This is a genomic window from Rhizobium sp. BK313 (assembly GCF_014193655.1).
In the GTDB taxonomy this organism is placed as follows: Bacteria; Pseudomonadota; Alphaproteobacteria; order Rhizobiales; family Rhizobiaceae; genus Rhizobium.
In genome coordinates, this window is sequence record NZ_JACHZQ010000010.1 from 83,919 (window position 1) to 98,480 (window position 14,562).

Genomic DNA, 14,562 nt, shown 5'->3' on the forward strand with positions numbered 1-14,562 from the left:
CGCATGATGTTTGATCTTGGTTATTTCCACGATTTTGAAGACGTTGACGCACTGGTAGATGCTGTGAGCGGGTGCTGCAAAAGGCAGAATATCGACCCCATGAGCCTCAATGGTCGAAAGCTGATTAGGCTCGTCCTTAGTAAGCGTCGATTGGTGGCATCTGCCGCCTACAGTCGGCAAGAGATCGCGCGCGTCGAGCACTTTCACTAATCAGATATCGTAGCCGTAGCTTTCGGGCTATTCCGCATTGGCTTCTGCCGTTTGCGTTGGCTGGCCCGCGATGATCTGGAACAACAAACTCCGACGATCGTTTTTTCATGCGGGAGCCATTCCCGCAGCTTCAAGTGTGAGGGCTGGTCACACCAAAGCGCGAGCCCGTCGCAGCCACGCCCCTCGGTCTGCGACGGGCTTTTCATTGCCGTCTTGACTCCAGGCATTACCAGAACATAATCAGAACGCGGCATGCGGCGGAAATCTAAAACGAGGAATAAACGTGCCCCGCGATATCCGTCATTCGACACCCGCTTTTGAGACATTACGCTTCGTTGCATCGGTGTGCCTCTCCAGGCTCAGCCGGCAGACCAGACGCGACTTTTCAGGCTACGAGATCGGGAAGAGGCGCAAGCTGTCGGTCGTTCCCCACATCGCGCTCGACATGGCCAAGGAGCTACTACGCGCTGTGAACATCACTGATGGAGACCAGGCGGTCGCGCCCGAAGCTATTGCCTCCAAGATCGAAGCTGTCCTGCTCGGCATCCCGGACAAACAGGCATTCCGCTTGGCAAGCATTGCCACGGAAGAGCGCGAAGCTTTGACGGACGATATCGCAGATCAAGTCCGGGATGCGATTCTGGCTGCCTATACAGTGAAGGAAATCGAGCGGGAGCAGAATCCGCCACCGGCCATGGAATCGAACGGTTGGATGGCCCACGAATGCATCAAGCTGGATGAGAAGCCGCGGTACAAATGGCGGCACACTTGGGCGGGAGAAAAAGGCGATGACTTTGTTGGCTACGACGGCGCCACCTGTCTCGGGCGCGTATTCCGGCTCGACTATACCATGCAATCCGAGAAATGGTTCTGGCTCGTGGAGCACGTACCGCTCGAGCGTCCGGATCGCGCCTGCCCTTCGGCCGGATGGGAGTGGGGCGCGCGAGAGGCCGCCTGTCGTGTCGAAAAATGCTATGAAGCCATCATGCGGCTAAACGGAAAGAGAGCAGCGTAGCCATGTGTGGACGCGTCTATGTAAGATCATCGTTGCGGGAATTGCTCGCAAATTTTGCATTTGCGGCGCCAGGTGATGCCGAAGGGCTGGCGAATAGCTTCCCGCGCTACAACGGGGCACCGCAGCAGGATTATCCGATTATCGTCAGGGAGATTGTGCGAGAACCCGACGTCATGGGTCCGGTGTTCGCGACGGCGCGCTGGGGCTTCATTCCAGCTTGGGCAAAGGATGCCGGCCGGCCGATGATCAACGCCAGATCGGAAGGTATTTCGACCAACGGCATGTTTAAAGCGGCATACAAATCCAAGCGCTGCCTGGTGCCGATCAACGGCTTTTTTGAATGGAAGGACATTTACAGCACGGGCAAGAACAAGCAGCCCTACGCCATCGCCATGAAGTCAGGGGAACCGTTCGCGCTCGCCGGCGTTTGGTCCGGTCGCCGCAATCTGGATACCGGTCTCGAAGAGAAGATGTTTGCGGTCATCACCTGTGCGCCCAATGAAATGATGGCGCAGATCCATGACCGAATGCCAGTCGTCCTTCACCCGGAAGACTACGAGCGCTGGCTGTCACCCGAGCCTGATCCTTATGATTTGATGCGGCCGTTCCCGAGCGAGCTGATGACCATGTGGCCAATCGGCAAGAACGTCGGATCGCCGAAGAACAACACGCCCGATATCCTCGATCCCATCGAAGAGCCGACCGACGACGATCCGGAGCCGACATTGCTATGACCGACGACATGCAAGCCGATACGAGGCCGGCCGCGCCGGTTCATTTCGAACATTGGTGCGGGAAAACGCGGATGAGGATGGCGAGGTGAGCGTAACCCTACTGAGCGAAGTGACGAACGTTACGAAGTATCAAATGCACTTTTTTGTTGCATTTGCATATAAGTAGAAGATCATATGGCTTTCCGAAAACTAGGTGTGGAACGCCATGGACGACATTTCAAAATTTCTAAGTTTACCGTGGGCAACATTGCTTGCTTTGGCAGCAGGATATTCGGCATATTTCACCGCAAACGCAGGAGTTAGAGGTTATCAGAACACCACCGATGTAATATTTTCAACACTTGTATTTGGCTTTTTCGGTGCATTCGCATACCAATACGCATATACCATTTGGCAATTGGGGATATTAATCTCGTCTATCGTCGGTTACTTGGCCGCGATGATAATTGGTGCTTTCTGGGCCACCTATGGGCGCGATGGATACTATTGGATTCTCAGAAAGACGAAAATCAGCCTACATTATGATCGCCCGAGTGCATGGCTCTTACTGTTCGAAAACAAGAAATTGCCATTCACCCAACTCACCGTTCGATTGAAAGATGGAACGTGGCTTCACTGCGAAAAGCTAGCCAATTTCAAGCACAAACGCGGCGGAGCCTGCGCATTCGGTGCTCAGGGTGACATTACGATGTATGTGACGCACATCAAGTACGCCAGCTCGCAGGCTTACCAGCCAAGGGTGAACGTGGAAGACACTGATTGGGGCGACGAAATCACCTATGTTCCTGCAGAGCAAATCGATCGCGTCATAGTGCGACGCAAAGTTGCCTCATGAAGGAGGCGGAGGCGGCTTGCCTTTGCCCGTTCCGGTATCGGGAATGTAAACATTGGGCCGTTTGGGCGGTTTGTATACTGGCCCATCCTGGTCATCTTCGTCGTATGGCTGTTTGATACCCACGACCGCCTCCTATCGTTGATACTTTAGAATACCATTGCAAACGAAAGCGTGTCTATAATCACAACCCGTTTTTGCGCCGTCGCCACCGCCCCAGGTCACTTTGAACGTTGGCGCGAAGAACCGGCGTGCAGCAATTGGAGGGTCATGGCTATGAAATCAGCCGAGGCGAAAGCCGCCGGTATTGCTATGAGCATCGCTGGCTGGAATATCCGCACACCCAGCGGCGATAAATTCTCGCAATAGGGAACAAGAGCATTGTGGATTGCGGGGATACTCGTTTGTGAGCGTTTGCTAATGCGCGTATAAGATTTCGCGGGTTAGAGCGAAAATCTTTCGGTCACCCGGCACCCTGACTTAATGCTGTCCTGCAGACGCAGCATTAACATGCCTTAGGGTCTTCGGCCTCACCGCGGCCGCCCGTTGCGGTGAGGTTTTCTGCGGGGCGCAATTGTCCCGTCTTTACAAGAACGCGCCGGAACTTTCTCAGGGCAGTTGGGTTTTCCAAATGGGTAACAGAGGTGTCACCCGGTATCGCTTTTCACCAAGCAGCGATGCCCTAGCCCGCCGCTTGCGTTCCAATCGCAGCGGCGGGTTTCGATTTGTTGTCTTCCTGCTTAGATCTCTCCGACAATGTTCCCTGTATAATTGTCAGTATTGAAGATCGGCGCCGATATGCCACATCTCCTTTTACGACGACAAATCTCAAAGACTTAAAACTGCGCCCTGGATTGCTCGCCGAACTTAATCAACTTGGCTACGAGACGACTGACGATTTGAGCCATCTAAGCTCCCGTTACCTCATGCAAATTCCCGGCATGGGCGGCCACGATTGGCGAACAATTGCACATGCCATGGGGCGAGCGCCGTTCTCCAAGAACGTCAGACGCGGAGCTTCAGGGTTCCCGACTAGGATGATCAAATTAGGGTCGCTAGCAATTCGCCCAACAATTCAAAGAACGCTACCGGTGAATATGCGAAGGGTGCGCTGACCACGAGACCAACAAACCCAAGCGCGATGGCCGCAACCAGACCATGTTTTCCCCAACCATATGCCGCACCGAGGCCTATAGCGGTCGCAGTTATGGCGAACGCCCAGATGCACCGAAAGACGATCGTCAAAATTCTTGGCATTTCTGGTCCCTCAGCGTCTGTGGCGTGTAAAAATCATTGAGAGTAAGAGCGGCAGCCCCGGAAATGCGATTATGCTGAAGACAAACGACAACCTCCAGCTATCGCCGTCTGTGGTCGCCGCAACCGAAAATAGGACAACTTAGCTCTTCTACCAAGAGCAAGACGACAAAGATGAAGACAATCAGGCCGGCGCCTATGCGCTCGGCCGGCCGCCCTTTACCCACCCAACATCGCCTCAAAAATCAGATCGGCGATCCACATTGCGCGCACACCCACGACGAACGCAGTATGAAGGAGCCGCCCGTCTCGATCATCGGGGTTACCAGGATATAGGCAACCTGTCGGAGGTCCGTAAAGCCAGAGGGGTCGCAGCCGTTAAGGATGGCTTCGATGCCGTTCACTTGAGCTTGCGAGAGATGTCCGTCGAACGCGGTTGGTCGAACGCCGGCGAAAAACTTCGCGCGCTCACTGTAGCTTTCCTCGTTTGAATTGGAAAATCAGGCCCATATGCGTGGGTCATGGACTAGGATAGGATGATTTATCGACTGGAAATTCATCCATCAGTGGTATAAAATTAGCACGCGGACAAGTTCCCCTGACGCTTGCGCGCACTAAGTGAACCGTTAATCGGTCTCCCGGCTCAGCTTTGCCCCACAAGGCAGAGCCGCTTCCTCACCGCAACGTGAGGGAGAATTTCCAATTGCTGTCACGTGTCCTCAGTTTGGCTTCATCTTGCGGTGGTAGCAAACCTAGCGCGAGCAAGGCGCCCCCCCGGAAAATTGCTCGCGCAGAAATGAGCCCTACCCGGTTCCCTGGCCCTGCCTCACTGCCACGAGGTAGGGCCACTTCATTCCGCTGCGGTTCTTTTTGGGGGATAGCTATTTTCATCCCCTTGCCGTGCGGTAGGAGGCCGCTAGGTCACTTCACGCAGAACAGCACTTGGGGGGATAATTTGGCGTACGATTGGAGCGGCGTCAGAACGCGCCGGATAAAGGCTTTAAAGGTGGGGATTTCGCTCGTGATCGCGGCTGCGGCCCTCGCAGGCCCGGCAATGGTACTGCTTCGCTCGCATCACTGAAGCGCGGCCGCGATCTGAAACGGCACAAGCCTCTGTGAATATCAATCTCGCATTTCTCAGGCGAGGAGGTTCGCTCTGGTTTAACCTCTTCACTCAGATTAACGGTCGCCCCCGGGGAGCCCCTGACGTGAAAGCGGCTGTCGTTGCGATTGACGTCGTTCGGATTGTCCCGGTCGATGCCATCGCGATCGCGGTAAGATCAAACCTTCGCGCCCTGTTGGGGTGACGCCCCTCGATGGTTTAGGAAAATTGTAGTCTTCGTACTCCACATCCGGCCAATCTGTAGTGCGAAGGCGGCAATACCGACACTACACAAACCTCCCGCCGTCAGTGGCGCGCTGCGCAAGCTTGCTGTTCGGTTTTTTTCGAAGGCTGCCGCACCTCCTCCCGCGGCAGCCTTTTTCCTTTTTGCAGACAGCGTGATCACCTTTGTGCACGGCCGGGGGTAGTGACAGCATCATGAGAATCTGGTTCTTCGAAGTCTGACGCACATTGGAAGACGCTAATATGAATGCCGGAGAGAACGACCTGCGTTTGATTGCCGTGATGCGGCGCTATTTCGCAATCAAGGATGAGCTGACAGACTTGAAGTCGTCGCTCGAGAAAACCCGGAAAGCGGCCGGGATGGAAGTGGGAGAATTCTACTACGTTCACGGCGACAGCGAGCATGTGGAGCAGGTGATCCGAACCGTCGCCCTGAAGAAGGAGATGGACATTCTGATGGGTCTCGCCGAAGCCTGGGCCAGAGGCGAAACCATCAGTCTCGATATATCATCGACTTGATTCGCCGATCGGTGCCGAGCTCACCCTTTGATGGTTAGGAATGGATGCTGAGACAATTATATTTGTCGAGTCATGGATATCCAGGCCCGCTGTAGTTCATAGGCTGACCTCGATCTGCGGCTGAAAATTTGCAACACGCTTCTCGGAGATGGTTGTTTTTTGTCTGCTTCCTATATTACGACACCGTTCCGTCAGCGCGCCGCCGCCGGAAAATGAAACTAGGAGAAAGCCGACAATGGCAAATGGCACTGTAAAATGGTTCAATGCGACGAAGGGTTTCGGCTTCATTCAGCCGGACGACGGCAGCGCGGATGTGTTCGTTCATATCTCGGCAGTGGAACGTGCCGGCATGCGCGGTTTGACTGATGGCCAGAAGATCACCTACGAACTGGTGAAGGATCGCAAGTCCGGCAAGATGTCGGCCGACAACCTAGAGGCCTAACGCGCCGTCGAAGTGATGCACCTTAGCAAAGTCTGCATGGTGCCGGGTTTGCCGAACAAGAGAGCCGGATTTTACGCGGCAAGCCCACCGCTTGCGCCACGTGTTTCAGACTCGGCGACTCTTGCCTTCCTGTGTCCCCGGCACCGGGCTCGCAAAGGCTAGCGACCCACAGGGATCGGCAATCCGATGTCCGTCTCGAGGTGAGAAAGCACCATGTTGCCCAAACCTTCACATTGTCAAAGCGGGTCGGAGTTGAGGGTTGGGTGCATCGAATGGTCAGGCCGGCCCGATCCGGTTTTTCTTGATTGGCTGACCGATTTGCCGATCGCGATAGACGACAGTCGCCGTCGGGACTTTCGGGAACCGCCGCTGCTGGCCCCCACTCTCGACTGAGCCTTTCCCACGATCTCAGCGGACCTTTGAATACAGGAACGCATCCCTCGGCTCGTCCGACACGTTTGGATGGAAGAGGTATCGCCGAAGCAATGCTCCCTGCGACATGCCTGCCTTTTCCATCATACGAGCCGATGCCACGTTCATGACGTCACAAGCCGCCTCGGTGCGATAGATCATCGGATGGGACAGGGCATGATTGATCGCCCAATGCACCAGTTCACCCGCAACTCCCTGTCCCCAGCAGTCCTTACGAACATACCAGCACGACAGGTGCCGCAGAGCAGGCCAATCGCCTCGTTGAAAGGCCGGAGCTCGTTGGAGCTGCAGACATCGACGCTTTGAATGTAGGCGATCGGATTAGAGCCAACACGGTCAGAATAGACTACGTCATGCCGGCCGACACTCCGGCATCCTGGTTGATGCATTGCAGCGTTTACTCTTCACGCGATCCGATGTTTGAGGGCAGTGACCGGTAAGGATGACACGACGCGACAAAGCCCTGCGAGGCCGACGGCGGGTCAGTGGTCCACGGTTCTCATGGCGATGAGTCGGCATTTGTAATTAGAGACATGTGGAGGTCGTATCCATAGGTCTAGTTTCCGTAGACCTACGTCTAATTTCGGCGGAAGCGGTGCCGTGGTAACTTTTGATTATCGCCGCAACATCTTCCTCCCAGTTCGGCGACAAGTTGGCCTCGGTGTGTTTCCTCCCCCTGTCACCGACGCATCAACATTGGCCGCCTCGCGTCGCTGCTGAGGCGGTCTCTTTTTGGCAGGCGCGACCGTATTGCCAAACGGAAAACCGATCGGCTGGTGAGGCTGCCGGCTGGGCTGCCGTGGCGCGCCCCGTGTGAATAAGACACCGCATACCTCGGTCTAGTTTTTGCCAACCTCTGTATAATTTCGGATGGTGCGGTCTGATGATAACCTTCACCATCGCCTCATCACCCCTCTCAATGGGGCGACTGCCTAGCAAGGACTTTGGTGCACCCCCCTAATACACACCAAAGGGCCGCGGATGCCAATCCGCATCGACCGCCTCGCAGCCCGAGGCGGTCTTTTTGATGTGGGCGCGAAAAAGCCGCCCGATCTTTCGGATCGAGCGGCCGTGTTGAGGGCTGGACCGTTTTGGATCATCGATAGCGTCCGACTATTGCGACTTTGTCCCTCTCCTGCGAGCGCTACCGGCTAGAAATTAAAATAGATGGTGGCTCCCGACCCTCGGCGGTAGCGGTAATAGTCAGGATAGCCGCCGTAGTACCCACGACGACCATAGTACCCACGATAGCCATCGTAGTACCGAGGATGGCCGTAGTACCCGTATCGGCGAGGGTAGCAGCTGCCGTAGTAACGGCAGGAACGCCCAGCATACCGCCTGTCCCAGTGGCGACCCGCCTGCCAATGACCGTGGTGCCGGTTTTTGACCTGTACGACAGAGCTGGTTTGCACTTGCGCGGGTATCGGCACGAAGATCGGCGCGGCGTTTAGCGGTAAGGCGAAAGACGCAGCCAGAACTACCGCCGTCAGGGCGGACAAGAGCTTTTTCATCGTGAACTCCTCCTAGCTGGCCATCACGATGAACCATCGGGCCTGAACTCCCGATGAACGCTGCGTGCGCCGCGACTGCTAGTCATCCTGCCAAATCACCCGCCTCTTCAGGCGTTTTTTGGTTCATTCTGTTTTGCTCGCTCCCTGATTTGCACACCGCGCATATTCGTGGATCTCGCCTCGCCTAGCGATCGGTATGTCAGCCAGGCACGCCTTGCAGGCTAGCGCGGGGTTGTCGGCGTGGTCACTACCGCGATCGGCTCGCCGCTGATAGCCGGCGGCCAGACGCTTCAGAGCTGGGCCAATCGTCCAGATGCGAGCCCACTCTGCAGGGCGGTTTCCTTATGCGACATCAAACCGCTCAAGCATCTTCTTGATCTGTAAATTTTGGGCATGTAGCTGTTCAGCCAGCAGCCTCTTGAGCCGCCTGTTTTCTGCGTCGAGAGCGGCCACTTCGTCGAAGGAAATCGCATCCTTGGCAGTCTCGGATTGTGTACTTTGATCCTCGCATCCGCCCGTAGAAATATCCGCGATCGCACGAGCGGGGAAGCGCTTGGCGCGTTTTCGCGCAGCGTTCCTTGAGGTTGCTTGAGGCCGCAACGCTGGCCGGCTTTCCTGCATTTCTGCAACAGCTTCGACTGCCGGACGATCGGCCTCATGCTGTTTGGATATGTCAAAGTCTGCTCCATCGGCCGAGAACATCGCAGTTCGGCCATCGTTAAGATCGCCTGCGTTTTCGCTGGCAGAGATCACATCGATCGGAGCAGGAAGCATGTCTCCGCCCGCGTCAGGCATGCCCGATACTTCGTTTGAACTGAACAGTGGCGATGCCTTATCTTCAACTTCGCGGGCCAAAGCCTTGAGGTCTGTGTCTCCCCAAATCGAGTTCGTCCGCGCCTTTGGCTGCCGTCGCCCCGACTTGAATTCAACCACGAAACCCCGTTGTGGCGTTCTCATATATTCTCAACCTTAAGCAACCGATGAAAAGCCGACCCCAAGGGCCGGCGCTGCATTCTGACGGCGGACCAATATAGCTCCCAGCCGCGCGCTTCAACTGTCGGGCGCGCGAAGACGACAATTTGTCCTCCGCAGCGACAACCTTGTCCCTGACGTGATTTTCGCGAGCCATCAGCAGGAAGCATTCGAGTCTTCGATTACCCGAATTAATGGCAAAGTTGAAGGCGAGCCCTGACATCACGCGAGGCTACGCGGCCAATAGTGAACCGGACCGCGCGGCAGACTCAATCCAAGATTAATCCAGTCCGAGCCTCTTGCGTAGTTCCGCGTTTTCCGCACGCAGCTTTGCCGCCAGAATCTTGCGAAGCCTTTGGTTCTCCTCTTCGAGTTGAACGAGGTCCGCCAACTCATCACTGACCGCAATAAGTTTCTCGTTCCTTTGATCAGCAGGCTTTGCGGCCTGTTTCCATCGATAGTAGGTTTGCTCGGATATGCCGGCGCCCTTGATGGCGTCCTTGAGCGTGCTTGTGCCTTCGCTGACTTGTGTCTCGATCAGCTTGAGCTGCTCGGTTCTATCTTGTTCGCTCGTTCTGCTGGACTTAGTCGCCGGTGACTTTGCAGCACTCGCCTTTGACACAGCTTGAACCGGTTCGGCAGCCGCCTTCTGGCGCCGTGGAGATCTCCGCTTCTTGGGCGTCGGCGTTTTCACCTCGGCCGCCGTCTCTTCAACCGCAGCAATCGGTCCCGTGTTATTCTCGTCAGCCATCGGTATTTTCCTCTCTAGCCGTTGCCTGTTTTCGACCGATTGAACATCAGAGTCAATGCAACCGCCAGCCTGTTGCCTTACGGCATGTTGATCTCAGCTCCAAGCCTTCGTTCGCCATTTTTTTGGCAGCGTAAACGTGCGCAAACTTGCCATGCGGCCCGTGGATCAGCCCCCGATACAGCGTGCTGTGCTTCAAGTAGTCGCTTGCGTTTGTGTGTCCTCTCCATCGCGTCACTTGCGACGGAGAGAGCCTAAGCTATGCCGATCCTGCTATCGCTATGCTACCGAAAGCGTTGGCAAAAACTTGCTCACTCTGGATAGTTCGCTGATCGGCATAAGCCTGCAAGCTCAGTGCTGTCGATCCGCTGGGCCTACCTGACCGCCACGCTCATCGCCATAGTCAATGGGCATAAGCAACGCCAGAGCGGCCGCCTTAGAGCCCGGACCACAGCCCGCCATCAAGCCTCAGGTTTGCGCCAGTGATGTATCCGGCTCGTGGGCTGACGAGGAAGGCGATGGCATCGGCAATCTCCTCAAGCGTTCCGACTCGTCCCATGGGAACCTGGGCGAACATCGGCAGCACCTTCCGCTCGATTTCCGTCCACGGCGCATCGGCGGCAAGGCCCAGGCTCGTGGCGGCCTTGCGAAAGGCCTCATCGAGGCTGATGCTATTGATCGTTCCGGGTGAGACGGTGTTTGCCGTGATGCCATCCATTGCGACAGCCTTGGCGAGGGAGGCCGTCATGGCGACCATTGCCGCTTTGGCTGCGGCATAATCAGGCCTTTTGGCAGGAGGCATCATTCCTGCAAGGCTGGAGATGTTGACGACCCGTCCCCATTTCGCGTCGCGCATCGGGGGCAGCAACCGGGTGATGACCCTGACGGCCGCGAGCACGTTGCGATCGTACCCGGACGCCCATGTCTCGGACTGCGTCGTCACCCAGTCCTCCGTCTCGCCGGAACCGCCCGCGTTGTTGATCACGATGTCGACAGGCTTCACGAAGGCCTGCGCCTCATCGACCAAGCGCTGAACCGCGTCTTCATGCGTCAGGTCGCCAACGACCGGATAGGCACGGCCGCCCTCAGAGACGATGTCGTGGGCCACCTCCTCGGTCTTTTCCTTGTTGCGACCGTGAACGATGACGATGGCTCCCTCGCGCGCCAGGCCGCGAGCGACCCCTTCGCCGATTCCCTTGCTGCTGCCCGTAACCAGCGCAACCTTCCCGTCCAGTTTCAAATCCATTACGCGATTCCCATCTTAAATTCAGACTTCCATTGAAAGGCCAGGACGATGGACGAGGCAATTACGCACTTAAAAGTGCCCATGGAACACGAGGATCGGACCGTCTGTCTCGGGCCGGATGGCTCCGTCGCGCATGTCAGCCGCGTCCTTCGCATGCTGAGCGGGCGGTGGAAGTTGCCGATCCTGTTCCGACTCTTCGCTGAGCCATCGATGCGCAACTCACAACTGATCCGCGACATGCCGGGCATCTCGCAAAAAATGCTCACGCAGCATCTTAGGGAGCTTGAAAGCGATGAGCTCATTGAACGGAAGGATTTTGGACAGCAGCCGCCGCGTGTCGAATACGCGCTGACGAGTGCGGGCCGAAGTCTCATGCCAGTGCTGTTAGCTCTAAGAGAGTTTTCACGCGACCATCGCCAAGATGACCGCTAATGGGGCACTAGAGCCGTGGCCGCTCGTCCGCTTCCGACCCATAGCGGACATTGACAGTCCAGCCATTAAAGGACAGCTTCGCGCCGCTACAGCGGTCATCGAGCCACCGGTCGCTGTTGCTGCAAAGCGGACATGACGCAGTGATAAAACGGGTCGCAGTTGCGCCGACAGCGGACGCAGGCCACCGGGTTCTCACAATTTACAATTACTCTTGCCTTTGCGCACTTGCAATTTACGACATGTTCTCAATCTTCCACCGTATCGCCCAAGAAGATGCAACGCATCGCGTGACCGCCGGCCCAATACACAGTGCCCTAGCAACTGAAATTATCCTGTAATAGCTCCTTCGCTAGCCGGAATCGTCTCGAATTGCTGGAGGATTGCCCCGATCTGCGTTTCCAGCTCAACTCCCTGACGCAATGATTTGAGAATGCCACGGGTTTCGGGTGATAGAATATTGCGATTTCTATTCATCGATTATTTCCTAGTTCCATCCGTCGAATAGCTCCCCTCATCAAGTAGGGACCGGCGAGGGTCGTTCATTCGCCGCAGAAAAAGACAGGATCGCCGCGCTATCGGAGTAGCACAACCTTCCCTTGCCGCATCAATGATCTATAAGAACCCGTTCTCACCTCCGTGTCACAAGTCGGAAAGATTCATCACTTTGGGAATGGGAAGCCATCATTTGGCACCATATTGAAGGAACGCGGTAGTTTCTATCATGTTTGTTTTGTTCATTTTCTCTTTGTTCGCAAGCCCCTGGATAGGTCTCGTCCTGCATGAGATGGGCCACGTGCTGGCCGGCCGCAGTATAAAAATGCAGATAGCGGAAGTTCGTCTCGGCCAAGGGCCGACGATCTTTCGCGCCCGATGGTCTGGAACGGAAATTATCGTCGGGCTCGTCCCGCTGGGCGGCAGAGTAACGGGCGTTCCAAAGTTGCGTTACGCCAAAGCGGCGCGGCTGTTCTTCATTGCCGGCGGACCGCTGGTGGATCTGGTCTGGTTCTCCACCTTAATCACTACCTTGCGATTTTCGAGTGATGTAGTTGCCGTCAGGGTGGCGCTCTTTCCCGCCCTCGCATTTCAGCTCCTTATGATCTACTCCAATCTGATGCCACATTACGCCAAGCTCTATGGCAACCGTACGGCGAATGACATGCTGGCCTTGTGGCAAACCATGTGGGCGAAGGTCGATTATCTTGCAATCCACCGGCAGCTTTATCTAAACGCATTGCGACCCTATGCAGGTATTGAAAAGCCTGTACTCGGCCGTCAGTCGGATCGGATTGCCTATCTCCTCCTCGAACTCAACAGCTTGGGCCAGAATCAGCCAGAACAGCAAATCGCGGCTCTAGAGCACGAGCTGTCCATCGCACCCTCGCGCAGTGAGCAACTCCTAATCATGGAGAGCATCGCCATGCATGTCCTCGCAAATGAAGGTCTGCGCGATAACGCATATCTCGACCGATCGACACAGAAGGCGCTCTTGCTCGCACCCGAGCTTGGCACGTTAAAGGGCACTCGCGGTGCTGTTCTGGCGCGCCTCGGTCACCATGAGGAGGCACTGGCGCTGCTCGCTGAAGCCGACGACAGCAACGATGTATACCGTTGTTTCAACGCTGCGTTCCGAGCGCTTGCGCATTTCCATGCCGGCCGGAAAGATAAGGCGACGGTCGAGCTCGAGATTGCTACCGCAATCGTGCAATCGCAGAACTGGACAAGCACAATCGGCGGCCGAATTGTAGATAGCGTTATCGCAGAAATCAGCCATATGTTGCTTGAGCCAAGGAAAAATGCGGACCGGCCAACAACAGTCACAAGCGCCTAAGCTCTTACCCAAACGCTCGTATTTGTTGCACTCACGCGTCAAATCACCTCAATTTCGCGCTCGGTGGATTCTAAGCGTCTGCTTCTAAGCCGCGGCAGTCGAAAGCCGACATTCCGCTCCCGGCCCCAAATCGGTCACCGCTCCGTGGGGAGCGCATGTCTGCTTTTGGCGCATCCCTGTCATGGCCGTGTCGTCACCTAGTGGTGTCAGCAGCCGAGGCGGTTAGAATGAGCTTGCGGACGGCATGGAGGTCGCTGACAACGCCAGTGCATAGGGAATGGATTTCAGGTGTTGGGCTAAGAAGATCGGGGACCATGAAGGTCATCATCCCGGCGGCTGAGGCAGAACGAACCCCGTTGAAGGAATCTTCTAACGCCAGGCATAGGGTGGGATTTACACCAAGCCGCTTCGCAGCGCTCAGGAACGGGTCAGGCGCGGGTTTACTTGCGGCGTAATCTCCGTGCGCAATGACCGCATCGAAGCGGCCCGCTAGGCCATGAGCGGACAGATGGCTCCGTACCGTAGAGTGGGACGACGATGTCGCGATGCAGCGCGGTAATTCGAGCTGATCAAGGATATCGAGGAGTTCGACGACACCCGGCTTCAGCCGAAGTTGCGTGCTAGCCAGTACTTTGAACCGTTCCGTCACCTCTCTGCCATACTGATCAACGGGGAAATCTGATCCCATTTGCTCCAAGAGCAGTATTCTACTCTGGGCCCACGGCACTCCTATGGTGCTTTGGATAAGCGTTGTCGGCAGATTGTGCCCCCCAGTGCTGGAAGCCGCCAGAAACGCTTGTTGGTAGAGAGCTTCCGTATCGAAAATTAGCCCGTCCATGTCGAAGATCACGGCAGCCGGTATATGAGGCAGCTTCATTTTCCATCCATCCTGTTATTACTTAATCTCGCTCTCATGCACCGCAACCATGAAAGCCGGATGATCGCAATTGGCGCTCGTCTGCGCGCCCCATTAAAGCCGCTGTACCTCCTCTCAATGCCGAGGGTCGACCTCGACAGCAAAACCTCTGACATGGTCGGGTGT

13 protein-coding genes are annotated in these 14,562 nt (G+C 56.1%); 7 read left to right on the forward strand and 6 right to left on the reverse strand.

The window, feature by feature from the left end; genetic code table 11:
* The first annotated feature begins 493 nt into the window (after window positions 1-493).
* The 5 genes from FHT86_RS34225 to FHT86_RS34245 all read left to right on the forward strand — a co-directional run bounded on the left by FHT86_RS34225 (window position 494) and on the right by FHT86_RS34245 (window position 6,351).
* Entirely contained in the window at window positions 494-1,225 is a 732-nt protein-coding gene (locus FHT86_RS34225) for a hypothetical protein (RefSeq protein WP_133704301.1), read from the forward strand.
* A gap of 2 nt (window positions 1,226-1,227) precedes the next feature.
* The gene (locus tag FHT86_RS34230) at window positions 1,228-1,959 is read left to right on the forward strand and encodes an SOS response-associated peptidase (protein WP_133704300.1); all 732 of its coding nucleotides are present in this window, start codon (window positions 1,228-1,230) and stop codon (window positions 1,957-1,959) included.
* 205 nt (window positions 1,960-2,164) lie between these two features.
* Window positions 2,165-2,794, forward strand: coding sequence for a hypothetical protein (locus FHT86_RS34235; RefSeq protein ID WP_133704299.1), 630 nt, complete (start codon window positions 2,165-2,167; stop codon window positions 2,792-2,794).
* Window positions 2,795-5,633: 2,839 nt separating this feature from the next.
* Complete coding sequence (locus FHT86_RS34240) at window positions 5,634-5,909, forward strand: hypothetical protein (protein WP_133704297.1); 276 nt, start codon at window positions 5,634-5,636, stop codon at window positions 5,907-5,909.
* Between the two features lie 235 nt (window positions 5,910-6,144).
* Complete coding sequence (locus FHT86_RS34245; protein WP_133704296.1) at window positions 6,145-6,351, forward strand: cold-shock protein; 207 nt, start codon at window positions 6,145-6,147, stop codon at window positions 6,349-6,351.
* Window positions 6,352-6,759: 408 nt separating this feature from the next.
* Here the strand turns inward: FHT86_RS34245 and FHT86_RS34250 are convergent, their stop codons facing one another.
* From FHT86_RS34250 to FHT86_RS34265, 5 genes are all read right to left on the reverse strand, one after another.
* On the reverse strand, window positions 6,760-7,074 hold the full coding sequence (locus FHT86_RS34250; protein ID WP_312862649.1) for a GNAT family protein: 315 nt from the start codon (window positions 7,072-7,074) through the stop codon (window positions 6,760-6,762).
* 860 nt (window positions 7,075-7,934) lie between these two features.
* Window positions 7,935-8,294 carry a hypothetical protein gene (locus tag FHT86_RS38335; protein ID WP_133704295.1) on the reverse strand — a complete coding sequence of 120 codons (360 nt, stop codon included), beginning with the start codon at window positions 8,292-8,294 and terminating at the stop codon, window positions 7,935-7,937.
* A 342-nt stretch (window positions 8,295-8,636) separates the two neighbouring features.
* On the reverse strand, window positions 8,637-9,251 hold the full coding sequence (locus FHT86_RS34255; RefSeq protein WP_133704294.1) for a hypothetical protein: 615 nt from the start codon (window positions 9,249-9,251) through the stop codon (window positions 8,637-8,639).
* Between the two features lie 295 nt (window positions 9,252-9,546).
* Window positions 9,547-10,017: a transposase gene (locus FHT86_RS34260; protein ID WP_133704293.1), complete on the reverse strand. Its 471-nt coding sequence runs from the start codon at window positions 10,015-10,017 to the stop codon at window positions 9,547-9,549.
* 433 nt (window positions 10,018-10,450) lie between these two features.
* Complete coding sequence (locus FHT86_RS34265) at window positions 10,451-11,260, reverse strand: SDR family NAD(P)-dependent oxidoreductase (RefSeq protein WP_133704291.1); 810 nt, start codon at window positions 11,258-11,260, stop codon at window positions 10,451-10,453.
* Between the two features lie 48 nt (window positions 11,261-11,308).
* On the opposite strand from FHT86_RS34265, the gene FHT86_RS34270 reads away from it, so the two are divergent.
* Window positions 11,309-11,692, forward strand: a complete 384-nt coding sequence (locus FHT86_RS34270; RefSeq protein WP_133704290.1) for a winged helix-turn-helix transcriptional regulator — start codon at window positions 11,309-11,311, stop codon at window positions 11,690-11,692.
* Window positions 11,693-12,413: 721 nt separating this feature from the next.
* A complete protein-coding gene (locus tag FHT86_RS34275; protein WP_133704289.1) occupies window positions 12,414-13,520 on the forward strand; it encodes a site-2 protease family protein in 1,107 nt (368 codons plus the stop codon).
* Window positions 13,521-13,713: 193 nt separating this feature from the next.
* On the opposite strand, the gene FHT86_RS34280 is transcribed toward FHT86_RS34275, so the two are convergent.
* Window positions 13,714-14,397, reverse strand: a complete 684-nt coding sequence (locus FHT86_RS34280; protein WP_133704288.1) for an HAD family hydrolase — start codon at window positions 14,395-14,397, stop codon at window positions 13,714-13,716.
* Window positions 14,398-14,562: the final 165 nt, after the last annotated feature.